16 protein-coding genes and 15 tRNA genes are annotated in these 22211 nt (G+C 71.0%); 7 read left to right on the forward strand and 24 right to left on the reverse strand.

The features are described from left to right. Window positions 1–83: 83 nt before the first annotated feature. Both WMF14_RS31130 and WMF14_RS31135 read left to right on the forward strand, forming a co-directional pair. The gene (locus WMF14_RS31130; protein WP_437792103.1) at window positions 84–1148 is read left to right on the forward strand and encodes a hypothetical protein; all 1065 of its coding nucleotides are present in this window, start codon (window positions 84–86) and stop codon (window positions 1146–1148) included. A gap of 382 nt (window positions 1149–1530) precedes the next feature. Further along, on the forward strand, window positions 1531–2751 hold the full coding sequence (locus tag WMF14_RS31135) for a formylglycine-generating enzyme family protein (protein WP_437792106.1): 1221 nt from the start codon (window positions 1531–1533) through the stop codon (window positions 2749–2751). A gap of 9 nt (window positions 2752–2760) precedes the next feature. On the opposite strand, the gene WMF14_RS31140 is transcribed toward WMF14_RS31135, so the two are convergent. Further along, on the reverse strand, window positions 2761–3159 hold the full coding sequence (locus tag WMF14_RS31140; protein WP_437804333.1) for a hypothetical protein: 399 nt from the start codon (window positions 3157–3159) through the stop codon (window positions 2761–2763). 229 nt (window positions 3160–3388) lie between these two features. Between WMF14_RS31140 and WMF14_RS31145 the strand changes: the two genes are divergently transcribed. The 4 genes from WMF14_RS31145 (at window position 3389) to WMF14_RS31160 (ending at window position 7757) form a co-directional block, all read left to right on the forward strand. Next, window positions 3389–4999 (forward strand): DUF4215 domain-containing protein, encoded by a 1611-nt coding sequence (locus WMF14_RS31145; RefSeq protein ID WP_437792108.1) that lies wholly within the window; start codon window positions 3389–3391, stop codon window positions 4997–4999. A gap of 54 nt (window positions 5000–5053) precedes the next feature. After that, window positions 5054–6109, forward strand: a complete 1056-nt coding sequence (locus tag WMF14_RS31150) for a hypothetical protein (RefSeq protein ID WP_437792110.1) — start codon at window positions 5054–5056, stop codon at window positions 6107–6109. Window positions 6110–6883: 774 nt separating this feature from the next. Next, window positions 6884–7147, forward strand: coding sequence for a hypothetical protein (locus WMF14_RS31155; RefSeq protein ID WP_437792112.1), 264 nt, complete (start codon window positions 6884–6886; stop codon window positions 7145–7147). A 34-nt stretch (window positions 7148–7181) separates the two neighbouring features. Then, window positions 7182–7757 (forward strand): HPF/RaiA family ribosome-associated protein, encoded by a 576-nt coding sequence (locus WMF14_RS31160; protein WP_437792114.1) that lies wholly within the window; start codon window positions 7182–7184, stop codon window positions 7755–7757. A gap of 74 nt (window positions 7758–7831) precedes the next feature. On the opposite strand, the gene WMF14_RS31165 is transcribed toward WMF14_RS31160, so the two are convergent. The 21 genes from WMF14_RS31165 to WMF14_RS31265 form a co-directional block, all read right to left on the reverse strand. Beyond that, complete coding sequence (locus WMF14_RS31165) at window positions 7832–10048, reverse strand: protein kinase domain-containing protein (RefSeq protein WP_437792116.1); 2217 nt, start codon at window positions 10046–10048, stop codon at window positions 7832–7834. A 113-nt stretch (window positions 10049–10161) separates the two neighbouring features. Next, window positions 10162–10680: an HNH endonuclease gene (locus WMF14_RS31170; protein WP_272094556.1), complete on the reverse strand. Its 519-nt coding sequence runs from the start codon at window positions 10678–10680 to the stop codon at window positions 10162–10164. Between the two features lie 60 nt (window positions 10681–10740). Next, window positions 10741–10813: transfer RNA gene (locus WMF14_RS31175), tRNA-Leu, on the reverse strand. A 4-nt stretch (window positions 10814–10817) separates the two neighbouring features. Further along, window positions 10818–10899: transfer RNA gene (locus WMF14_RS31180), tRNA-Leu, on the reverse strand. Between the two features lie 15 nt (window positions 10900–10914). Beyond that, a tRNA-Pro gene (locus WMF14_RS31185) sits at window positions 10915–10988 on the reverse strand. Between the two features lie 45 nt (window positions 10989–11033). Further along, window positions 11034–11107 (reverse strand) — tRNA-Pro (locus WMF14_RS31190). A gap of 86 nt (window positions 11108–11193) precedes the next feature. Beyond that, window positions 11194–11267, reverse strand: a tRNA-Glu gene (locus tag WMF14_RS31195). Between the two features lie 98 nt (window positions 11268–11365). Further along, a tRNA-Gly gene (locus tag WMF14_RS31200) sits at window positions 11366–11436 on the reverse strand. A gap of 178 nt (window positions 11437–11614) precedes the next feature. Then, window positions 11615–11686, reverse strand: a tRNA-Ala gene (locus WMF14_RS31205). A 133-nt stretch (window positions 11687–11819) separates the two neighbouring features. Beyond that, a tRNA-Trp gene (locus tag WMF14_RS31210) sits at window positions 11820–11889 on the reverse strand. A 4-nt stretch (window positions 11890–11893) separates the two neighbouring features. Beyond that, window positions 11894–11965 (reverse strand) — tRNA-Asp (locus WMF14_RS31215). Window positions 11966–11972: 7 nt separating this feature from the next. Beyond that, a tRNA-OTHER gene (locus tag WMF14_RS31220) sits at window positions 11973–12097 on the reverse strand. Window positions 12098–12172: 75 nt separating this feature from the next. Next, window positions 12173–12244, reverse strand: a tRNA-Arg gene (locus tag WMF14_RS31225). A gap of 183 nt (window positions 12245–12427) precedes the next feature. Continuing rightward, window positions 12428–14107 (reverse strand): TROVE domain-containing protein, encoded by a 1680-nt coding sequence (locus WMF14_RS31230; protein ID WP_437792119.1) that lies wholly within the window; start codon window positions 14105–14107, stop codon window positions 12428–12430. Window positions 14108–14206: 99 nt separating this feature from the next. Then, window positions 14207–14281 (reverse strand) — tRNA-His (locus WMF14_RS31235). A gap of 12 nt (window positions 14282–14293) precedes the next feature. Then, window positions 14294–14366, reverse strand: a tRNA-Pro gene (locus tag WMF14_RS31240). A gap of 99 nt (window positions 14367–14465) precedes the next feature. After that, window positions 14466–14537: transfer RNA gene (locus WMF14_RS31245), tRNA-Asn, on the reverse strand. Window positions 14538–14632: 95 nt separating this feature from the next. Then, window positions 14633–14706 (reverse strand) — tRNA-Lys (locus tag WMF14_RS31250). Window positions 14707–15110: 404 nt separating this feature from the next. Next, window positions 15111–15293: a hypothetical protein gene (locus WMF14_RS31255; protein WP_437792122.1), complete on the reverse strand. Its 183-nt coding sequence runs from the start codon at window positions 15291–15293 to the stop codon at window positions 15111–15113. A gap of 313 nt (window positions 15294–15606) precedes the next feature. Then, entirely contained in the window at window positions 15607–16845 is a 1239-nt protein-coding gene (locus WMF14_RS31260) for a hypothetical protein (RefSeq protein ID WP_437792124.1), read from the reverse strand. 92 nt (window positions 16846–16937) lie between these two features. Next, entirely contained in the window at window positions 16938–18005 is a 1068-nt protein-coding gene (locus WMF14_RS31265; RefSeq protein ID WP_437792126.1) for a protoporphyrinogen/coproporphyrinogen oxidase, read from the reverse strand. A 205-nt stretch (window positions 18006–18210) separates the two neighbouring features. Between WMF14_RS31265 and WMF14_RS31270 the strand changes: the two genes are divergently transcribed. Further along, complete coding sequence (locus tag WMF14_RS31270) at window positions 18211–19929, forward strand: NAD-dependent malic enzyme (RefSeq protein WP_437804335.1); 1719 nt, start codon at window positions 18211–18213, stop codon at window positions 19927–19929. A gap of 55 nt (window positions 19930–19984) precedes the next feature. Here the strand turns inward: WMF14_RS31270 and WMF14_RS31275 are convergent, their stop codons facing one another. Together WMF14_RS31275 and WMF14_RS31280 are read right to left on the reverse strand one after the other, a co-directional pair. Further along, window positions 19985–20398 (reverse strand): hypothetical protein, encoded by a 414-nt coding sequence (locus tag WMF14_RS31275; protein WP_272094562.1) that lies wholly within the window; start codon window positions 20396–20398, stop codon window positions 19985–19987. Window positions 20399–20551: 153 nt separating this feature from the next. Then, entirely contained in the window at window positions 20552–22030 is a 1479-nt protein-coding gene (locus WMF14_RS31280; RefSeq protein WP_437792130.1) for a hypothetical protein, read from the reverse strand. Between the last annotated feature and the right edge of the window lie 181 nt (window positions 22031–22211).

Consider the following 22211-nt stretch of genomic DNA (forward strand, 5'->3'; position numbering starts at 1 on the left):
GCCGCCTTCGTGCTCCAATCCGCCCGCCCACCGCGCCAGTGCCCGCGTCTCCCGCTCTCTCCTCACCTGCCGAGTGCCAGCGCATGCCCCCTTGTCTCCGCCGCTCCGCCCCTCTCCTCGCCGCCCTCGGCGTGCTCTCCCTCTCGGCTCCTGCGGCGGCGCAGGACATCGCTGCCGCCGAGGCGCTCTTCGAACGGGGGCTCGCCGACATGCAGGCAGGCCGTTACGAGACGGGCTGCAAGGCCCTCGCCGAGAGCGAGCGCATCGACCCTCAGCCCGGCACGCTCTTCACGCTGGCGTCCTGCGAGGCCCAGTGGGGCCGCATCGCCACGGCGGTCGCGCGCTTCAAGGACTACCTGGCGCGTTTCGATCGGATGACGCCGGCCGAGCAGGCCCGCCAGGGCGAGCGGCCGAAGCTCGCGATGAAGGAGCGCGATCGGCTCTCGCCCCGGATCCCGAGGCTCGCGCTCTCCTTGCCGCCGGGGGCGCCGGCGGGCACCGTGGTCCAGCGCGACGGCTCCGTGCTGGGCGAGGCCGCGCTGGGCGTCGCGCTGCCGGTCGACCCGGGAGATCACCGGGTGTCGATCCAGGCGCCGGGAGAGCCCGTGCGGGAACAACACGTCACGATCGCGGCGGGCGAGACGAAAGAGCTCACGCTGGCGCTGAAGGACGCGCCGGCCGCCCGAGCCCCCGCGCCGCATCCGGCGTCCCCGACGCCCGCGATCGTGCCGGCGCCTGCACCGGCCCCGCCGGATGCGCCGGAGGCGCCCGCAGGCCGTCGAACGGCCCTCTACCTGGCCGGCGGGCTCGGCGCGGCGGGCTTCGTGCTGGGCGGCATCACCGGCGGGCTCGTGCTCGACAAGAAAGGCACCATCGACGAGCACTGCGGCAGCGGCATCCAGGCCACGGACCCGAAGGCCTGCGACACGACAGGGCGCGACGCCGGGGACAGCGCGAACACGCTGGCCACGGTGAGCACCATCGGGTTCGCGGTGGGCCTGGCCGGGGCCGGGACGGCGCTCGTCCTTTATCTCACCGAGCCGAAGACCGCGGCGCGGGCGGCCAGCGCGAGCCCGAGGTGGATCAGCGCGGGCGTGCTGGAGGCAGGGCCAGAGGGGGCCGTGTTCGGCGCGCGAGGGCGCTTCTGACGCCGGCGATAGCGCCTGCGTAAGAGCAGCTCCTGGGGACGGGACGGCCTCGTCGTCCACAGGCCAGCCGGACGGGCGCACGCGGTGGAATGGCGCCGTCTACCGCGGCCCCACGCGGCGTCCAGCGAGCGATCCCGCGATGCCCCCGCGAGCCAGCCGTCGCTCCTCCGCCCATCTCACGATGCCCCCGCAAGCCAACCGTCGCTCTCCCGCCCATCCCGGAGTGCCCTCACGAGCCAGCCGTCGCTCCTCCGTTCCCGAAGAGTGAAGCGCGTCGAGCGCAGCCATACCGCTGGAGGCGGCGCAGCCGCGCGCATCGCCGGATAAGATCGCGGGCGCGCGCCGCGGTGGACAGCGCGGGGAGAGCGGCCCAAGAGGAGATATGAAGAGCAAGCGCACGCGTCGGTGGTGGTGGGCGGCATCGGCCTTCATGGCGAGCGGTTGCACGGCGATACTGGGGCTGGACAAGGACTATCACCCGTTCGAAGGCGCAGGCGGCGACGCCGTCTCCGGCGGAGGCGACGCAAGCTCGGGCCGCGGCGGCGCCGGCAATGGCAGCGGCGCCGGCAACGGCAGCGGCGGCGGCGCCGGCGCCGGCGAGTGCACGCGCGGCGACGCGCGGTGCTCGGACAACCGGCTGGAGCGGTGCAACGACCGCGATCAGTGGGACGCCCCGGAGCCGTGTCCTGCGGAGGCGCCCGTGTGCAGCGGAGGGGCGTGCACGACGCCTCCGAGCTGCGAAGGGCTGCCATCGACGTGCGGGCCGGGCGAAAGAGAGAGCTGCTGTGTGAGCGCGGTGGTGCCCGGGGGGCCCTTCGACCGCGGCAACGATGCCGCATATCCAGCGACGGTGAGCGACTTCCGGCTGGATCGCTTCGAGGTGACGGTGGGGAGGTTCCGGAAGTTCTTGGAGGCGTACCCCGGCAGCCAGCCCGCGGCCGACGCGGGAGCGCACCCGGGCATCCAGGGGAGCGGGTGGAACCCGGCCTGGAACAGCGAGCTGCCCCCGGACGCGGCGGCGCTGAGAGCAGCGGTGATGTGCAATCCGGACAACGCGGACATGCGGACGTGGACGGAGGAGGCGGGCGCCCATGAGCACCTGCCGATGAACTGCGTGAGCTGGTATGTCGCCTTCGCGTTCTGCGCGTGGGACGGGGGCCGGTTCCCGACAGAAGCGGAGTGGAACTACGCGGCGGCCGGCGGGGACGAGCAGCGGCGGTATCCGTGGTCGAATCCGCCGGAGTCGACGACCATCGACGCGAGCTACGCCTCCTACGATTGCAGGGAGAGCACGGCGCCCGGCTGCACATTCCAGAGCGACTTCAGCGACATCGTGCACGTCGGGTCCCGCTCGCCGAAGGGCGACGGGCGGTGGACGCAGGCGGATCTCGGCGGGAGCATGCGGGAGTGGATGCTGGATGGGTACGGGACCTATCCGGCGGAATGCGTCGACTGCGCCAACCTGACGGACACCTCGAACCGGGTGGTCCGCGGCGGGAGCAGCTTCGGCACAGCGAGTTATCTGCTGACGTCCGAGCGGGTCAGCGTCGCGCCGTCGGCGCCCTATTACAGCCTCGGCGTGCGGTGCGCGAGGACGCCGTAGCGGCCGCGCTCAGCCGAAGAAGTCGAACGCCGTCCCGGCGCCCTGTTCGCGCGCGGCGGCGTAGATGACGCGCGCGAGCGCGACGTCCTGGATCGCGAGCCCTGTCGAGTCGAACACGGTGATGACCGCTTCACCGCGCCCGCTCGACTTGCCCGCGACGACGTCGCCGAGCGTCCCCTGGATGTGCTCGCGACGCAGGGCGCCCGCGTGCAGCGGCACGTTGACCTCACCGCTCTCCGTCGCCTGGTGCCAGTCGTCGATGATCACGCGCGCGTCCCGGAGGATGCCGGGATCGAGCTCCTGCTTGCCGGGCGCGTCGGCGCCCATCGCGTTGATGTGCGCCCCCGGACGGACCCACGCGCTCTGCACGACCGGCGCGCTGGCGGGCGTGGGCCAGTGGGCTCGCATGCTACGCACGCCGCCTCCGTGCGCTCTCTTTCCGCGAAACGGCCCGCTGTCCTGCGCGGATCGCGCATGACGAGCGCGGCGCGCGGCAAACGCGGCGCGCCAACGAACACGGATGCCGTGAACCGGGGGTTGGCAGGCGAAGCCGTTGCACTGAAGATGGTCCGGCGCTGCGCCGTGGGGTGAAGTGCACCTCGCGTCTCGACAATCTCTCGTCTGGTGGAGCGGGTGGATGAACGTACGACTCGTTGCAGGTCTCTTTGTGCTCGCGCTCTCGACGACCGCTGGGTGCGGCGGCGATGACGGCGAACGTGGCGAAGGCGGCGCCGGCGGCTCCGGCGGCGCCGAGCCCACGGGCAGCGGCGCCGGTGCGTCCGACGCGACCGGCACGGGCGGCAGCGGGGGCGCCGAGCCTACGGGCACCGGCGGCAGCGGTGGCGCCCAGCCCACAGGCACCGGCGGCGCCGAGCCCACGGGCACCGGCGGCGCGGGTGGCTCCGAGCCCACGGGCACCGGCGGCTCCGGCGGCGCCGAGCCCACGGGCACCGGCGGCTCCGGCGGAGGGAGCCCCGCGCCCTATGGAGCGGCGTGCACTCGCGATGCGGCCTGCCCCGAGGACTACTGCATCACCGAGCGCGAGTGGGGATGGCCGTCGGGAGCCTGTGCGGGCCAATGCGATCCCGCCGTGGGGGACTGTCCCAACGGCGGCCTCTGTGAAGATTTCGGCGAGGGCCTGGGGTTGTGCCTCCTTCGGTGCAGCGGGCCGGACGATTGCCGGGACGGCTACCGATGCGGCGAGATCAGCGGCGAGCGCACCGCGTGCATCCCTGGGTGTACCGAGAACTCGCAGTGCGCGGCGCTCGGCGTGTGCGACACGCTCGACGGCCTCTGCAAGCTCGGCGAGACGGACTGCTCCGACGGCAAGGACGACGAGGGCGACGAGCGCGTCGACTGCGCGGACAGCGACTGCGCCGCGACCTGCCGCCCGCTCGTCGACGCCGCCTGCGCGGACGCGCCGCCGGCGACGACGACGACGATCGAGGGCGATACGTCGCTGGGCACGCGTGTGTTCGAAGGCACCTGCGGGGGCGTGGGGCCCGAGGAGGTCCACCTGTTCACGCCTCCCGCTGGGCAGTCGGGCACGCTCCGCGTCGTGCTCCAGTCGGGGAGGGATCACGTCCTCTACGCCCGCACGGCATGCGCGGACGGGTCCACCGAGCTCGCTTGCCAGGACAAGACCGCCCCCTCGGGTGCAGGGCCTGACGAAGAGGTGATCGAGATCGTCGTGCGCAAGGACCAGGAGGTGCCGATCTTCGTCGACGCCGTCACGTCCGCTGGCGCGGGGCCGTACACGCTGGATCTCTTGTTCTCGCCGGCCATGTGCGGGGACGGCATCGTCAGCCCGCCCGAGGAGTGCGACGACGGTAACACCGTCAACGGCGACGGCTGCTCCGCCGAGTGTATCCTGGAGCTCGACGACATCTGCGCGGACGCGCCCGTGGCCATCCTCGGCGAGAACCGGGGCGACACGGCGAGCGGGACGATGGTGTTCGAGGGCACCTGCACCAGGACCGGGATGCGGGAGCGGATCCACGCGTTCACGCCGCCGAGCGCCGGCGGGCTCAGGCTGGTGCTGTCCTCCGCGACCGACCAGGGCTTCTACGTGCGGACCGGCTGCACGGGCCGCCAGCTGACGTGCATCGAGGAGCAGATCGAAGGCCACGACGAGAGGACCGATATCGCTGTCGACGGCGGCGTGCCGCTGTTCATCTTCGTCGAGCCGTACCGCTCGCGGGACGCCGGCCCCTACACGCTCAACCTCTCCTTCACGCCCGCCCGCTGAGCTCCCGCGCCTCGGAGCGCCCTCTCACCGGGGCGGATGCGGTACGCTGCGCGCGTGCTCGCCGCCCCGCCTCCGCCTCTGCCACCTCGCCCCGCGCGCTGGCTCGCCGCCGCGTTGCTCGCCGTATGCGCGTGTCAGCCGCCCTCGGCGCCGCCGGCCCGCGCCTCCCAGGACGCCGCCGCGCCGCCTCCTGGCGCTGCCGGCGCCGCGACGCCGGCGCTTCACGACGGCGCCCCGCCGCCGCAGCCCGCGCCGCCCCGCCGCGGCGGCAACGGGAAGCCGGCGCTGGTGGCCGCGGACGACGGCGCGGCGCTCGATAGCCGGTCTCCGGTGAGGCTCCCGCCGCCGCCGTTCGCCGCGGCGCTCTTCCGGCGCGCGCCTGCCGGAAGCTCCGCTGCGCCGCGCCTCGTGAAGGTCGCCGAGAAGAAGAACCAGATCACGGACGAGGCGGCATGGTTCACCACGAACGGCCTCGCGCTGCCCATGATCACGCCGGCGCCGAACGCGGACGCCGGCGGGACGAGCGACACCTTCCCCTCCTTCGCTCCCGAGCGCTACCGCGATCACGTGCTCGTCAAGGCGATCGGCCACGGGGACCACCTCGCGCTGTTCTACGGCCCGAACTTCGCCGAGGCGCGCTTCGTCGCGATCCTCGACGCGGCGCACACGATCGTCGCCTTCTTCGACCTCGAGAGCTTCCTCATGCCACCTGAGTTCGATCCCAAGGAAGCCGGCTTCGTGAAGGGCAGCATCGGCTGGGCCATGGTCGAGGACGGCGTCCTCTACATCTCGTCGGGGCACAGGACGTATGCAGCCTCGTCGAAGGGCAAAAACGCCTACCTGTCGGCCATCGAGCTCGCCTCGGGACAGCTCCTCTGGCAGAGCGCGCCGCTGGTCTGCAACGCCGAGAACTTCGCCTTGCATGGAGATCACCTCCTCTGCGGATACGGCTTCACGGCCGAGCCGGATTTCCTCTATGTCCTCGAGCGCGCCACCGGCAAGGTGGTCTCGAAGCTGCCGCTGAAGAGCGGCCCCGAGTTCCTTGTCGAGAAGGACGGCAAGCTCTTCGTCCGCACCTACGACACGGATTACGTCTTCGAGATCCGCTGAAGCGGCGCCCCGAGGCGCCGAGGAGCGAGCTCGAGACAAGGCCACGGCGAGCACGAGGGCGAGCTCGGGCGCACGGCGCACGGCGCAGGGCGAGCCGAGCGGAGGAGCGCGCGCCGGCGGCGCGGCGACGTTCGCGGCGCGAGCGCTCGCCCTCGTGCTCGCCGTCCTGTCGCTGCTCCTGTGCCGCACGACGACACAACGACGCACCGCGCGCACGTGCTCCCGATCGGCACGGCGGGCGGGCCTTCACGTCGCTCCGCGCTGCGGGAGGGGCCGTCGTGGCCGCGGCCCCTCGCGGCGACCCCTGATGGCAGAGCTCGTCAGGAGCGGGCGGCATCGCTCCCGGACCCGACACGCGTGGAGCGCCGACGAGACACGATGGAACGACGTGACGCGCGCCTTACGTCGCAAATTGCCCCAGGAAAGGACGCCCCGTCGCTTCGTGCCACACCACCGCGCCAGCCTGGAGATCCACGAGGGACGCAAGAAGTGGCTCCCTCCGCGCAGAGCCTGCGCCTCCGCGCACGCGCCTGGCGCGCTCGACCGTGAAGGAGCGCGCTGCACGGCCGTTGCGCGGCTGAGCGGCCGTGGCAGCGAACTTGCTACCTGATCACGCTGAGCACACGCGAAGTGTTCACGGTCCCAGGGCCAATCCCTCGGAGCCTGCGCCTCCGGCGAAGCAGACGCATGCCGACGATGCTACAGCGTGATTTGAAGCCGAGCCACGTGGGCGGGCAGGACATCGGGGGCGGGCCCTCCCCCCCGGATCCCGGCGTGAAGCGCGCGCCGGACATCGAGGAGCCGACGCGCCGGCTGCAGCGCTTCGCTTCGGCCGATCTCCGGGAGATCCCGGTCTTGCCTGAGGAGGCCCGGCTGCCGCACCACGCCATCGATCTGGCAGCCCTGGAGCGGCGCGCGTTCCGAACGACGGCGCAGAGAGCCACGAGGCGGGGGCGGCGCCCGGCGCCTGGACCGGAACTCCAAACCATGTGCTGGAATCGGCTGATGCGGATCAGCGACCCACAGCGACTGAAGTGACGCGTCCCAGCGACGCAGGATGAGAGGAGAGAGCATGCAAGTGGAGCTCACCTTCCGACACATCGGCAAAAGCCCCTCGCTCGAGGAGCTGATCCGGGAGCAAGCGAACAAGATCGAGCGCTTCAACGACCACATCAACAGCTGCGCGGTGGTGGTCGAGCGCGACCACGCGAGCATGGGCACGGGCGGAGAATACCGCGTGCGCGTCGACCTCCACGTGGCCGGAAAGCACGAGGTCGTGAGCGAGGAGCGGGCCGCGAGGAACCTGCTGCCGGCGGCGGTGCGCGACGTGTTCCAGCGCGCCGGTCGCCAGCTCAAGAAGCTCTCGGACGAGCAGCGAAGCGAGGTGAAGGCACACCCGGCGCAGGACACGGCCGGCGTCATCGCGAAGCTGTTCAACGACTACGGGTTCATCACGACGATCGATGGTCGGGAGATCTATTTCCACGAGCGAAGCATCGTGTCGGCTCCATTCTCCGATCTGAGGGTCGGCATGGGCGTCGCCTACACCGAGGAGGACGGCGACGAGGGGCCCCAGGCGAGCAGCGTGCGCGTCGTGGACGCGCGCGGCGGCAACCGTGGCCGCGAGGAGATACCTACGCTCAGCTAACTGGAATGCGCAGGCTCGCGGGGCTCGGACGCGCGGCGTGAGCCCCGCTTCCCCGCTGTCCGCCGAGGTTGCGGCTATATCGTCGTATCGCGTCGCCACCGCCACCGGGGCGCCGGCCGAGGCCTCGCGTCCATCGGGGGCTCGGCCGGCGGCGTCGCGATCTCCTCTCTCTCTTCCTTCGAAGGGGCCATGTCCCCGTCCGGAGGAGGCTCTGGCTGCGGCTGCGCCCTGGGCTGCCGCAGGGCGCACTCCTCGTTCTGCCTCTCCAGCGCGTCGATCTGCGCGGAGGCCTCGTCGAGCCTGCGCTCGAGCAAGCCCACGCGCGTGGACTCGCGCCTCAGCTCCGACAGGACCGCCCTGAGCTCTTGCTCTCTCGATCGGAGGGCGGCCCTCCCCCTCTCGCGCTCGTCCTCGGCCTGTCCGAGCCGCGCCGACAGGCGCTCGCGGTCGCCCTCGAGCCCGGCGATCTCGCGCTCCATGGCGCTCCTCGACTGCTCGTAGCGCTCGTCGGCCTCCGCCTTCGCGGCGGCCGCGGCCTGAGCCGCGCGCCTCGCGCGGAGCTCGGCGCTCTCGGCCAGGCGCTTCGCCTCGGTCATCGACTCCCTGGCGGAGTTGGCGCTCTTCGCGTCGTCGCTCGCCTTCATCGCGAGCGCGAGCGCCTCCTCGGTGGCGCGCTGCGCCTCGGTCATCTTCGCGAGGGCCTCCTGCGCGGAGGCGTTCGCGGCCGCCTCGAGGCGGCTGTGCTCCCGCGCGGCGCGCTCGGCGGCCTCGGCCGTCGCCCGCGCCCGCGTCGCATGCACCCAGAACACCGAGGTCGTCGCGACCATGCCCATCAGGAAGACCACGCCGAGCGCAAGGAGCACCCTCGTGAGCCGCTCGCGTCGCGCCTCCGCGCCCAGGGCCGCGTCGAGGAAGCCGCGCTCCAGGCCCGAGAGGTCGTCGATGTCCCGGGCCCACGCGGACAGCTCGTGCAGCACCTTGCCGCGCGGCAGGAGCCTCGGGGCCCTGCCGCTCGCGACCCACCTCGAGAGCGCCTCGTCGAGCTCCTTCTTCGCCCGGCCGAGCCGGTGCAGCGCCGTCGCCACCTCCGCCATGCGCGGCCGCGCATCGGGGTCGAACGACAGCACCCGGTGGACGAGGGCGACGAGATCGGGCGGCGTGGCGGCGCTCATCGGGGGCGGCCACGCTCCGCGCGGCGCGTCGGGCGTCTGCCCCTCGAGCAGCTCGTAGAGGATGACGCCGAGGGAGTAGACGTCCGCCTTGACGTCGACGCTCCCGGAGTGGCGCTCCTGCTCCGGCGCCATGTAGCTCCTCGTCCCGAGGCCCCACGCGCCTTCCTGCGTGAACGGCATCGTGGGCTGTCCCGCGCCCCCGCCGCTCGACGCGGGCCCGGCAGGCTCGACGGACACGCGCCCTGCTGCAGAGGAGATGACCCCGGGCGGGATCTCGACCGGCGCGGGGAGGACCTGGATCGCAGGCCTCTCGAGGCTCACGCGAGGAAGGCTCCGGAGCGCGTCGTCCTCGCGCGGGTCGCTCTCCTCTGGCGAGCCCCCTTCGCTCTCCGCTGTCGAGCGCGCGTCGCGCGCGGGACCGCTCGCGATCCTCGCCCAGCCGACGGCGCTCTCGGGGTCGGGCGCCATCCCCACCGTCGGCGCCGTCGGCGCCGAGAGCTCGGTGCGGAGCGTGGGCCCGGACGCAGGCGCGAGGGAGCCCCTCGCGTCCAGCTCCAGCACCTCGGGGAGGCCGCCCCAGAGGACCTTCGCGATGCCGAAATCGAGGATCTTGACGCGGCTGCCCCCGGGGGCGAGCTCGTCGTCGATCACCATGATGTTCTCCGGCTTCAGATCGCGGTGGACCACCTTGGACGCGTGGGCCGCGGCCATGGCCGACGCGATCTGGTAGCCGAGCCGCACGACCTGCCGCGGCCGATCCGCGGCCGGCACGGCCTGCACCCAGTCACGCAGCCCCCGCCCGTCCAGGTACTCCATCACGATGTAGGGCGAGCCGTCCTCGAGCTCGCCGGAGTCGAAGACACGGACGATGCCGGGGTGGTTGATGATGTTGACGGCGATCGCCTCCTGCCGGAAGCGAGCCACGACGTCCGGCCGGCGGGCGTAGTCGCCGAGCAGCACCTTGATCGCCGCCCGCGCCCGCGTCTTCGGGTGCCGCGCCCGGAAGACGCGCCCCATCCCGCCGCGGCCGAGCTCCCCCTCGATGAGCCAGCCCCGCAGGATCGCGGGGAACGGCGCGTCCTCGTCCTCCGCGCGGCCTTCGGCCTGACGCGTCTCCATGCCTGCCCATCCTGCACCCGCGCGGCCGCCGGCGGAAGCCCCGACGCGCGCCGGCGCGCCCGACCCGCCGTCTGCATGACGGGCCGCGGGCGCGCCGGCGCGAGGGGCCCAGCTCACCCCGAGCTCGCGCAGTAGCCTGCCCACACCTCCGGGATGCGCCGCTCGCTCAGGCCCATGACGGGCGCAGGCGGCAGCCACTTCGGCTTCACCGGGGCGCGGAGCAGCTTCATGCCGGCCTGCTCCGGCGTACGCCCCCGCTTCGCCGAGTTGCACGCGTAGCAGGAAGCGACGATGTTGTCCCAGACGGTCTTGCCACCCTGCACACGCGGGATGACGTGATCGTAGTTGAGCTCACGGGCCACCTTCTTTTCGCCGCAGTACTGGCAGCGGAAGCCGTCGCGCAGGAGGACGTTGAGCCTCGAGAACTTCACGCCGCGCTTCATCCCCAGCGTCGGCCGCTTCAGCCGCACCACCGCAGGCGCCTTGATGGAGAGCGACGGCGACCGGATGACGTCGTCGTACACCTCGATGACCTCCACCTTGCCCAGGAAGCTCATCGTGACGGCGGTCTGCCAGGGGATGACCTTATGGGGCACCATCCATGGCGTCAAAAGCAGCGTCTGCGCGATCATGGCCCACCTCTCTATCGTCTCTTTCTCTTCATGACGTCACTCCAGGTTAGACGCAATCGGTGCCCGGGGAGGGAGTCGAACCCCCAGATGGCTGGGTCTAAGCCAGCAGCGTTTGCCGCTTCGCCACCCGGGCAGGGTGTCACCGGTGGGACTCGAACCCACATACCCCGAAGGGCGCAGGATCTCAGCCTGCCACGTATGCCGTTCCGTCACGGTGACGTCTGCGCGACGCGGTCTGAGTGGGAGGATTCGAACCTCCAGCCCCCGGCTCCCCGAGCCGGTGCTCTACCAGGTTGAGCCACACCCAGAGGGTCTTCGTCGCGCGTCGCGGCGGAGCTGTCGCTCCTCCGCGGTCTGGGTGGGGGGATTCGAACCCCCAGTCCCCGGCTCCCGAAGCCGGTGCTCTACCAGGTTGAGCCACACCCAGAAATCTATCCTCAAGATGGAATTGGCAGGCTCGCCCGCTCGGGCGCGGGCGCCCAAAGGTGCACGCTGGCGAGCGGAGCGGCCCAGTGTCCCCAGCGGGATTCGAACCCGCGCCTCCGGAGCGAAAACCCGGCCGCCTGAGCCTCTAGCGAGATGGGGACAAGGACACATGATAAGCACATGATCAGGAGAGCCGACCTGCGGCCCGGCGCCGCGACGTCGCTGGCGCAGAGCGCCGCGAGGCGCGGCCCCTGAAGGGAGCGGTGGAGGAGAATCGAACTCCCGTCGCGAGCCTGGCACGCTCGCACTCTACCGTTGAGCTACCACCGCGGGTTCATCGAAAAAAAGAGGCGGGCCGCCGGGCGCCGCGCGCCGCACATCGTGTGCGGCCGCCGGACGGCGGCCCGCCTCGGCAACGAGACGAACGAACGGGCAAAGGGCGCCGTGGGGAGGCCCCAAGGGGGAACTGCCAAGCGGCATGGTAACCCACGAGCATTGGCCCGTCCGGTGGAGCGACGAGGGGTCGAACCTCGATCCCTGCCGTGCGAAGGCAGTGTTCTCCCGGTTGAACTATCACCCCGAGCCAGCGGTCCTGGCGTCAGATCTTCATCATCGAACATTCATCTCCTTGTCTCCCCACATCCTTTACCTCCTTGTCCGTTGGACGATCATCCATCGTTCCCATTGGGTCCATCACGCTCCTTTTTTTGCGGCGGGGTGTGAAGGAATCGAACCTTCTCGCAGGAGTTTTGGAGGCTCCGCCGTCTCCATGACGCACACCCCGAGGCGCCCCCGAGGAGGATCGAACTCCCCTCACCTGATCGACAATCAGGCTGCCTCACCAGATGCATACGAGGGCAAACCAGCGCCGCCGACGGGATTCGAACCCGCGTCATCCAGATTAACGGATAACCGTCCTCCTTCGGCCCGGATCGGGCAAACGGGTGGAGAGCGGAATGTCAGGTGCTCTACCAGGCTGAGCTACGGCGGCAAGGTCGGGATCCGAGAACCGTCGTCCTTCGGCCCGGATCGGGCGAGAGAGCGGGCGACGGAGAGGGGATCCCGGCGCCCCCGGCGGGACTCGAACCCGCATCGACCGGCTTCGTAGGCCGGCCCCTATCCATTCGGGCTCGGGGGCTTTTGCTGAGAGCGGGACGCTGGAGTCGAACCACGAGAACTGTCCCTCCGCGGCCCGGGAAATCCAAGGCAAAGGGTGAAGGACAGGTGCCATCCATCATGGCGGCGTCCCGCAAAAAGAGGGTGCTTGTGAGCGCCCTCGTCGGACGGACGGGCCGGCGGAGCCCGTCCGTCACGCTGTCTGTCACGAGACACCCCGGGTGAAATCCGCCATCACCTGGGGGGCCGCCCCGTCGAACCCCACGACATCGAGCATGCCGGGGTCCGTCGGATCGGCGATGGAGAAGCCGGTCGACGTCATTCCGACGACGATCAGCCGGGCCGGTCGGCCCATTGCCTGCCGGTATTCCCTGAGCGCCTGGAACGGGTGAACGCCGCCCGCCCAGGTCTCGTTGTCCGTGTAGATGACGAACGAGTCGACCTCTACCCGGTTCCGCTTCGCCCAGACCATCGGCAACGCGCAGTCGGTGCCGCCGAAGGGCAGGCCATTCACCGCGCGCAGCACGTCGTCAAGGCGCTGCTCCGGCGATATCGACAGCGGCATGAGGCCGGAGACGCCCCCGCCCCACTTGCCGCCGTACCCGCCCGACGCCGCCGAGAAGCCGAGCACGCCGTACTCACGCTCGATCCTCGCCGTCGCCATGGCCATGGCCGCGCTCGCCACGCGCGGCGTCAACCCAGGGACGCCGGCGATGGATCCGCTGGTCATGGACCCGGAGATATCGAGCGCCAGGAGGTGCTTCTTCCCCGTCGGCTCGACCGCCCGGAACGCGAGGTAGAACGCCTCGTTCAGCGCGTCGACGACCTCGCGGACCGGGGTCCATGAGAGCGCGTTGGCGCGCCGGCGAGCGCGCTCACCGTGGCCCTGCTCATAGACCTTGAGGGCCGAGAGCACGGCGATGGGGTGGACCCGGGCCGCGCGCAGCCGCCCGGCGTCGGTGAGCTGTTGCGCCACCCTGCGGGACGCGTCGCTCATCGGCGAGAGCAGGCCTATCGCGGTCATCTTCCCCAGGTTCCGGAGCAGCGCTGTCTGAGGCATGTGCTCGAGCAGCGCCTCCCAGACCGCGGGGTCGTTCTTCCACTCGGTCAGGAGCATCTCGTGCGTGAAGCGATGCTGCCTGATCAGCGCGGTGACCTGCTTGCGGTTCGTCGCCGCGCGGAGCGACTCGAACGCGCGCACCGCGTCCGGAAGATCGGTCATGGGCAGCGCCTTGCCGCGCGCCGACTCCTTGCCGAGCGCCTCGATGCCGCCGACGATCCAGCGGTAAAGGGCGTCGTGCTGCGGGGTCGGCGCCACCGGGTGCGCCAGCCGCAGGAGATCGCGGTGGCTGAAGCCGTCGCGCTGCTGGTACTTCATCGCCTGGTACGCGAGCCTGTCGACGGGCTTGCCATTGTACCAGGCGGCGACGGCGGACCGGAGCCCGCGCCCCCACTTGCGGAACCCCTGCACATCGCGGGCGAAGTGGAAGAGATCCGTCCCCGTGCGGCACACCTCGGGCAAGGCCGCGAGGGCGGCCTGCCGGGTCTCGAGCTTCGCGTCGGCGGCGGCGATCGCGAGCGCGAAGATCGCGGGCGCGTTCTTCGGCGCTCGCCCCGAGCCGCTGATGTCGACGATGCGCTGCACGGCGCGGGGCCCGTCCGCGGCGAGGCACGCCTCGACGGCGCGGGCGTTCTCTACCGTGAGCTTCCGCTCGGTCGCGTAGTAGGTTCCCCCCTCGGCGCCGAGGATCAGCCAGCGGTCGAGCCTCGCCCACTCGTCGAGGGCGAAGGCGAAGCCGCCGGCGCTGTTCTTCGCCTGATCGGCGCGGGCCTTCTGCCGCTGCGGGGTGACCAGCGCGGCGAAGTGCTTCAGATAATCGGCCATCACACCACCTCCGGCCCGGGCCTCCGGGCAAAAGAGGACGGATAAAAGAGCACGCTCGGGTTGATCTCCCAAAGATAACCGAGCACGTTCGACCCGTCCTGGGTGGGCGTACGGGGATCGAACCCGCCTCCGCAGGGTCACAACCTGCCCTCTTCACCAGAAGAGAAACACCCACGCAAATCATCGTCGGGATGGCCGGAATCGAACCGGCGGATCTCCTCACCCCAGATGAGGCGCCTTTCCACTAGGCTACATCCCGCAGCGCCTGCTCGAACGAGGCGCCGACGCGCCCCCGGCCGGCGGCGAGCCGGCGCCTCGCGTGAGCGAAACGGGCCTGCCTCCCGCGATGGGGGCGCGGCTCCGGCGGGAGGAATCGAACCTCCAACTACCCGCTTAACAGGCGGGCGCTCTACCATTGAGCTACACCGGAACATGGAGGCGCAGCGCGCCTCCATCTACATCATCCTGGATTGTCACAGATCAGGTGTCCCCCACCGCCGGCGCGGCTGCGCCGGCGAGGACAGGTGGACCCGAGAGGAATCGAACCTCCAACCGTCCGCTTAAGAGGCGGCTGCTCTATCCAGCTGAGCTACGGGTCCGCGCGGAGGGCACACCTCCGCATGGCCTGCTGTGTCAGCAAGCCAATACACGTCGACCATTCCGCGAACGCATTACCCGGCGCCGTGAACGGGCGCCGCGGCGCTCATTCTCGAATCGAATGCTCCCAACGCACTCTCTGCCGCGCCTCCTTTCTCCGGGCGCAACTCCCCCACCACGGCACGCGACGACGTCGCGCGCTGCGCGCAAGACAACGCATCTCCTCGACTCGCCAGCAGCCGGCGATCCACAGCAGGCCGACAGCCCACAGCAGATCTCCAGCCCACAAGCGGGCCGATAGCCGCAACGAGCCGACAGCCTACAAGCCCCCAGAACGCCGAAGGCCGCCTGGGTTTCCCGAGGCGGCCTTCGCGAACGTCGTCGTTCGACGCGTGCTTAGCTGCCTCTAGGCGCTATTCTCCGGGTTACCGAGCTTCCGCGACGAACGGAGGCTGCAAGGGTAACCTGGATTATGCGCCAAATGTTCATCGCCACCGCCCAGCAGGCGATCCCATGCCATGGCCGCATCGGGCGTTCCCGATTTGGACAGGATGGTGACGAGCTGCAGGTTGTCGTGGCGGCTAAACATGGCGAATCCTCGTGTTCGGATTAAGTACTCCCCTTGGACGGGCTGCGCAACAGAAAAGTTCCTCGAGTCGATTCTTTTTTTTCGTCGCCTTCAACGCCTTCAATACTGGCGCTCCCTCGGCGATCGCCGGTCCGAGCGCGTCGCTGCAGTCGGTGCAATGGGTGCAATCGAAGTGCCACGCCATTGTCTGTTTCCAGGCGCCCGCCCTGGACCTGGGTATGCCGAGGGCGTCACGCACGACCCACGACGGCGCTCAGGCCCCCTGAGCCGGGAGCGCCAGCAACAGGCGACCGCGCGCAGCGCACCTCGTGGCCTATTTCGTGCTGGCGTTGGTGTTGGCGCCGAGCCGAACTCGCTCGTCGCAGCCGCCGCCAGAGACGACCAGCTCACCGCCCTGCACCTTCACGTCGGCCTCGCTCCCAGCCGGCCAGCGCAGCGCCACGATCGCCCGGCCGGTGCGCGCGTCATAGAACGTCCGCTCGCGGTAGCTCGCGCCGTCCCGACAGCGCATCTCGCCATCGACCTCTCCGTCGTAGACCGCGCCCGCGCCGTGAAAGGTGCTCTCGACCACGAGCAGCCCCCCCTCGACCGAGCCGCTCACGCTGCGGATCCCATGGCAGTGCGCGGGCCAGCCCCCCGAATGACCGCCGTTCACGACCAGGAACCCGTCCGGCTTGCGGGGAAAGACCACATGGTTGCTGTGGTGCACGTACATCATGTAGTCGCGAGGGAAGACCCACGGCGGATCGCCGGCGCACGGGCTGTCCGCCCACCTCGAGTCGGGCCTGCACAGGCGCTCTCGCGCCGCGGCCTCGCTCGTCGCCTCGCCGGGCGCCTCCTCGGCGGTGCCGATCCGCGCGAGGAGATCGGTCCACGCCTTCACGGGCTCGGCGCCCTCGAGGTCGGCCTTGCGGACCTCCACGGTGCACGTCGATCTGCCGGCGAGCTTGCCGCGCGTCGCCGCCGAGGGCTTGAGCAGGTGCGCGTTGGCATAAGCGACCCGGGCCGCCTCGGCGTCGCCCGCCCTGTCGCGCAGGAGCCCGAGGTTGAACCAGATCTGGGAGCGCAGCTCGGGATCGCCCGCCCCCGCGAGCGCCGCGTCGAAATCGTCATCCGCCGCGTCGCTGTCGCCCGCGGTCAGGTGCGCGAAGCCTCGCTCCGCAAGCGCCCGCGCGTCGCTCGGGTCCGCGGCGATCGCCTCGGAGAACGCCTGGATGGCCGCCTTGAAGTCCTGCTTCTTGGTCGCGAGCCGGCCTCTCGCCAGCGCGGCCTTGTACGTGGCGAGGGCCTGCTTCTCCTTTTCGGTGAGCGCGCGCGCGCTCGGCGTGGGCGGGGCCGGTGACGCGGGCAACGCCGACGGCGCCGGCGGCGCAGCGCTGCTCGTCGACGCGACGGCGGCAGGTGAGCTCGCCGCGACGGGCGGCGCGCTCTCGGCGGTCGGCCGCGGCGGCTGGTCACGGCAGCCCCCGGCGACGCACGCCACGATGAAGCCGAGCGCAAAGCGCCCCCCGACGTCGAGCGCGCAGCGATGGCTGGTGATTTCCGTGGTCATGGTGCGCATCCTCGCCCGTCCGGGTCGAGCCTGTCACCGCAGATCGATGCCGGCAGGCCGCGCTGCTCGCAGCGCCAGAGCGCGACGGCGCGCTACAGGGCCCCGACGCGCTCCGCGGCCGCCTCGGCGGAGCGCACGGCGGCGTCGATCCCGGAGCCGTGGAACGCCGAACCGGCGAGGAGCACGCCGCTGCCCGCGAGCGCCTGCTCGGCCTCCCGGACCCGCGCCGCGTGCGCGGGAGTGGAGACCGGGAGGGCGCGCGACCAGCGCGAGACCCACGCGCGCTCCGAGGGCCCGCGCACGCGCAGCACGCGCGCGAGCGAGGCCTCGGCGCGCGCCGTCCAGGCCTCGTCGCTCATTTGCTCGAGGTCCGCCGGATCGGGGCGGAAGAAGAGGCGAAGCGTGACGTGGCCGGCGGGGGCGCGCTCGGCGAACTTCGAGGTCGTGAACGTGCACGCGCGGAAGCCGTGCGCCTGGTGCCCCGCGGCGACGACGAAGCCGGTGCCGTCGAGCGGGTGATCGATCGCGGCGCGCGGGTACGCCAGCGATACGGTCACGCTGGAGAGCGTCTCTGCGTCGCGGAGCGCCCGCCCCGCCTCGCCGAGCAGCGCGGCCGCGCCGGCGGCGTGGGTGGCGAGGACGACCGCGTCGGCGTCGATCTCGGCCCCTCCGGCGAGCGCGACGCGGAAGCCGCCGGCCACCGGCGCGAGCGAGGCGACCGCCGCGGAGGTGCGCACGTCGACGCGCCCGGCGATCGCGAGCGCGAGCGTCTCGGTCACCTGCGCCATCCCGAGGCGGAAGGTCCGGATCCCCTTGCCGAGCTCGTCGCGCGGCACCTGGAAGCCGAGGAACTCCGCCGCCTCGCCCGGCGCGAGCTCCCGCAGCGCGGCGCCGTCGAAGCCGAACGACCGGTGCGTCTCCTGGCCGACGAGATCGCCGGCGATGCCGAGCGCGCTCGCCAGCCCAGGGACGGCCTCGCTCCGCGCGATGAACCCCTCGGCGCCGAGCTCGATGACGAAGCCAGAGGCCCGCTCCGTCCAGAGCTGCCCGCCGATCCGCGGAGCCGCCTCGACGAGCGTCACCTGGTCGCCTGCCATAGCTCGCCGGAACGCAACGATACACCCGGCCAGACCGCCTCCAATGACGGCAATGCGTCGCATCGCGCCTCTATACCACGAGGCGATAGCAATGTGAGAAATACTGCATCCGGCGAGCAGGATCCGCCCGGGCTCGCCCGCCGGCGATAACACTGTCAGAAACACTCCATTCACCGAGCGGGAACCACCCGAGTTCGCCCGCTTGCGCGCTCGAGCGCTCAAGGAAGGCTCGCCGGCGCGCGCCCATCGGTCTAGGATGCCTCCCATGGTGAGGATCTCAAAGTATTTCGACGTCAAGAAAGACGCCTATGGCCGCGAGTACATGGAGGTATACTTCGATGGAATCGCCCTCCTCAGGCTCGTCATGACCAACAAGGGGACGGCCTTCACGCCGGAAGAGCGCGTGAACCTCGGGCTCGACGGGCTGCTCCCGCCGCAGGTCAACACCATGGATCAGCAGCTCGCCCGCGTCTATGGCGGGTTTCGCCGCGAGCCGACGCCGATCGCCAAGTATCAGTATCTGCGAGCGCTCCAGGAGCGCAACGAGATCCTCTACTATGCGCTGCTCAATCGCCACCTCGGCGAGATGCTGCCCATCGTCTACACGCCGACCGTGGGCGAGGCCGTGCAGCAGTTCAACTTCCTCTATCAGAGCGCGCGCGGCGTCTCGTTCTCTCCCGCGAACATCGATCGCGCCCAGCGCGTGCTCGCGAGCTTCCCGTGGGAGGACGTGCGCATGATCGTGGCGACCGACTCCTCCGCGATCCTCGGCATCGGCGACCAGGGTTATGGCGGGCTCGCCATCCCGATCGGCAAGCTCGCGCTCTACACCGCGGGCGGCGGCGTGAGCCCGTTCCACACGATGCCCGTGGTCCTCGACGTGGGGACCGACCGGGCCGATCTCATTGAGGACCCGTTCTACCTCGGTGTTCGCCAGCGCCGCCTGCGCGGCGACGCGTACTTCGACTTCTTCGACAGGTTCGTCGACGCCGTGAAGAGCAGCTGCCCCCGCGCCGTCATCCAGTGGGAGGACCTCTCCAAGGAGGCCGCCTTCTCCGTGCTGGATCGGTACCGGAAGGTGATCCCCTCCTTCAACGACGATATCCAGGGGACAGGGGCGGTCACGCTCGCGGGCGTGGTCGCCGCGTGCAGGCTTCGCGGCGAGCGGCTCAGGGATCAATCGGTGGTGATCCACGGCGCGGGCGCTGGCGGCGTCGGCGTCGCCTGGGCCATCTGCCAGGGGATGCTCCGCGAGGGGCTCACCGAGGACGAGGCGCTCGCCCGCATCTTCGTCCTCGACTCCAAGGGCCTCCTCGCGAAGGACCGCCCGATGGAGGAGTACAAGCGCAAGTTCGCGCAGGATCCGGGGAAGATCGCGGCGTGGAAGAAGGCCGGGGCCGTGCCGACGCTGCTCGAGACCCTCGAGAACACGCGCGCGACCGTGCTCCTCGGGCTGTCCGGGCAGCCGCGCTCATTCAGCGAGCCCGTGATCAAGGCGATGGCCGCCAACACCCCGCGGCCGGTCATCTTCGCCCTCTCCAACCCGACGAGCGCCTGCGAGGCGCTCCCCGAGGAGATCCTCGCCCTGACCGAGGGCCGCGCGCTCGTCGCGACCGGCAGCCCGTTCCCGCCCGTGGAGCTCGACGGCAAGACCATCCCCATCGGCCAGGGCAACAACGCCTTCATCTTCCCGGGGCTCGGGTTCGGATCCATCCTGTCCGACGCGCGCGAGATCACGGACGGCATGGTGCTCGCGGCGGCCTACGCGCTCGTCGACTACACGGCGGAGAAGCACCTCGATATGGGGCTCATCTACCCACCCGTGGAGGAGCTCCAGGAGGTCTCCACGCGCGTCGCCGTCGCGGTCATCCGGGCGGCGTTCGAGGACGGCGTCGCGAGGAGCAAGAAGGTCGACCCCGGGAACGTCGAGGCCTATGTGAAGGCGCGGTTCTGGCAGCCGAAGTACCTGCCGTTCGTCCGCGGCTAGGGCCTGCCCCGGAGCGCGCCCGCGCCCCCGCGCGGCGCGGGCGCTGCGCTCCGCTTCAGCCGAGCTGCGACAGGAACTTCCGGAGCTGCTGCGCCTCCACCATCGTCATCACTGGGACGAGCCAGGCCTCGAGCGAGGTCGTGTCGCGAAACGCCTTTCGGCTCGAGTTGTGCGCGTCCCGGATGAGCCGCTCGACCTGGAGCCCCAGGATCGCGTTCGACACCGGCAGCAGGTAGGCCGTCCGGTGCACCGTGGCGTTCTGGACGCGCATCATCTCCAGGAACTTCTCCGCGCTCTCGGGCGCGAGCACGTCGACCTGGAGCAGCTCGATGCAGACGACAGCGCCGTGCCGGTTCTGGGTCACGATGCCCTGGATCCGGGCGATGCACGCGTCGACCTCGCCAGTCGGGAGCGGTGATGCGAGCCTCACCTCGATGAGACGACCGGCCCTGTTGTCAACGGAGTACATGCGCGAAATTCACCCTACCGTAGACGTCCAGACCAGAGCGCGTCAATGAACGGCGATTCCGCGCGGCACGGCGCCGTACGCGCGCACACGCCATCGACGGTTTTTGTCAGCGCCCTCATCAAGCACCACAGAAAAAACCGTCTGCGACGGCGCTCATGCGTCGGACGAGAAGATCACCTTCCCGGCGCGCGCCTCTTCCTCGGAGGCCGCCTCCCGCTCGGCTTCGAGGGCCTTGGCCTCGGTCTCCAGATCGGGAAAGCGGTACCGGATCCCTTCGCCTGCCTCGAGGTCGACGTCGCCCCCGAGGGCGACCACCTCGCGGGTGATCTCCTCTGACCGCGGTGGCTCCCCCGCCGCCTCCTGCCACGCCCGCTGGAGCACCGCCTCCGTGATCGGCTCCCGGCCGTGCTGCGCGCCGACGCGGGTAAGGATCGCACGTAACAGGGCCCGCCGGCCGTTCCGCCGGGCGAGCCTCCGCTGCTTCAGCGGGCGCAGGAGCGCCCGGCCGAGCGGCAGCGCGAAGAGCGCGAGCGAGAAGACGAGCGGCACCACCCCGAGCGCGACCGCCGTCCCCGTGGCGGGCAGCTCCGCCATCGGGACGCCCCGCGCCAGGAGCCCGAGGTTGTCCAAAGTAAGGTGGGCCCCGAGCGCGTAGAGGCTCATCAGCAGGTTGAACCCGTTGAGCGCCACGATGAGCGCGTTCATCCCCGGCCCGTTCCCGGTCAGCGGAGGCAGCTCCTCGCGCTTCGCCCAGACCGGCGCGGGCGCCCTCACGGGCGCCTCCGCCGCCGTCCGCCGGATCGCCTCGAACCGGTAGACGATGCCCCCCTCCTCCGACACATCGACCGCGCCGTCGTAGTCGAGCATCAGCCGCGCCATCAGCGGATCCGCCTCGTCGCGCGAGAGCCCCGTCACGCGCATCACGTCGGCGAGCCCGATCCGGCCCCGCTGCGCGCGGATCTCGGCCAGGATGAGCTTCTCGGCCTCGAGCGGATCGCGCGGCGCCGGCGTCGGGCCGAAGAAGAACCGGTTCACCTTCTCGTAGAAGGGCGTCTCGTCGCGCCGCTGCCCGAACGCCCCGCGGCGTCCATACGACGAGGACCACGCCGGCTCGGCCGTCCACACGAACGGCGAGAACGGGTGAAACGTCCAGAAGATCGCGTCGAGGACCAGACGAAAGAGGAAGTAGCCCGCGAACGATCCGGAGAAGTCGTCGTGGTCGCGCGAGTCGCTGTTCGAGCGGGCGAACAGCCGGGCGATCAGGATCCCGACGAAGATCGCGACGTACGCGATCAGCACGATCGCGATCCACGCCCGCACGACGAAGCGGGCCACGCCGGCGGCGGCCCGGAGGACGGCCTGGAGCGCGCGCGTGAGGCGCGTGCGGGTCTCCCACGGCTTGGTGAAGCCGTACGGGAAGCGGAAGAGCAGCTCCCCTTCGGACGTCGCCTTGAGGTGCCCGCGGTGCTCGCTGACGAGCAGGTGCAGGCCGCTCTCCGCGTCGCGCAGCGGCAGGCCGCTCTTCGCCGACGCGTCGGCGAGCGTCAGATCGCCCGTGTGCCCGCGCAGGGCGGACCTCAGGATGCCGGCGGCGCGGCGGGCCTCCATCAGCTTCGGAGATTTCAGCGTCAACGGTCGCTCGCCCTTGTTCTACGGCGGCGCAGCCGCGCCCGTCGGTACGGCATCGCCGCGCTCGTCCACGGGGGCAGAACCTCCCCCGTGCCGAGGTTCATGGTGGCCCGCCGGGCTCCACGCAAAGGCCACGGCGACTTTTTGGGGCGTCGACCCCGCCCGCGCTCGCAGCGGCGCCTCG

The organism is Sorangium sp. So ce693 (assembly GCF_051521375.1).
Taxonomy (GTDB): domain Bacteria; phylum Myxococcota_A; class Polyangia; order Polyangiales; family Polyangiaceae; genus Sorangium; species Sorangium atrum.

Bases quoted from the DNA above. Each gene is read 5' to 3' on its own strand.
- WMF14_RS31165 (WP_437792116.1), bottom strand. From the start codon at position 10,048: ATGGAGACGCGTCAGGCCGAAGGCCGCGCGGAGGACGAGGACGCGCCG.
- WMF14_RS31130 (WP_437792103.1), top strand. From the start codon at position 84: ATGCCCCCTTGTCTCCGCCGCTCCGCCCCTCTCCTCGCCGCCCTCGGC.
- WMF14_RS31265 (WP_437792126.1), bottom strand. From the start codon at position 18,005: ATGCGACGCATTGCCGTCATTGGAGGCGGTCTGGCCGGGTGTATCGTT.
- WMF14_RS31260 (WP_437792124.1), bottom strand. From the start codon at position 16,845: ATGACCACGGAAATCACCAGCCATCGCTGCGCGCTCGACGTCGGGGGG.
- WMF14_RS31145 (WP_437792108.1), top strand. From the start codon at position 3,389: ATGAACGTACGACTCGTTGCAGGTCTCTTTGTGCTCGCGCTCTCGACG.
- WMF14_RS31255 (WP_437792122.1), bottom strand. From the start codon at position 15,293: ATGTTTAGCCGCCACGACAACCTGCAGCTCGTCACCATCCTGTCCAAA.
- WMF14_RS31230 (WP_437792119.1), bottom strand. From the start codon at position 14,107: ATGGCCGATTATCTGAAGCACTTCGCCGCGCTGGTCACCCCGCAGCGG.
- WMF14_RS31135 (WP_437792106.1), top strand. From the start codon at position 1,531: ATGAAGAGCAAGCGCACGCGTCGGTGGTGGTGGGCGGCATCGGCCTTC.
- WMF14_RS31170 (WP_272094556.1), bottom strand. From the start codon at position 10,680: ATGATCGCGCAGACGCTGCTTTTGACGCCATGGATGGTGCCCCATAAG.
- WMF14_RS31275 (WP_272094562.1), bottom strand. From the start codon at position 20,398: ATGTACTCCGTTGACAACAGGGCCGGTCGTCTCATCGAGGTGAGGCTC.
- WMF14_RS31140 (WP_437804333.1), bottom strand. From the start codon at position 3,159: ATGCGAGCCCACTGGCCCACGCCCGCCAGCGCGCCGGTCGTGCAGAGC.
- WMF14_RS31160 (WP_437792114.1), top strand. From the start codon at position 7,182: ATGCAAGTGGAGCTCACCTTCCGACACATCGGCAAAAGCCCCTCGCTC.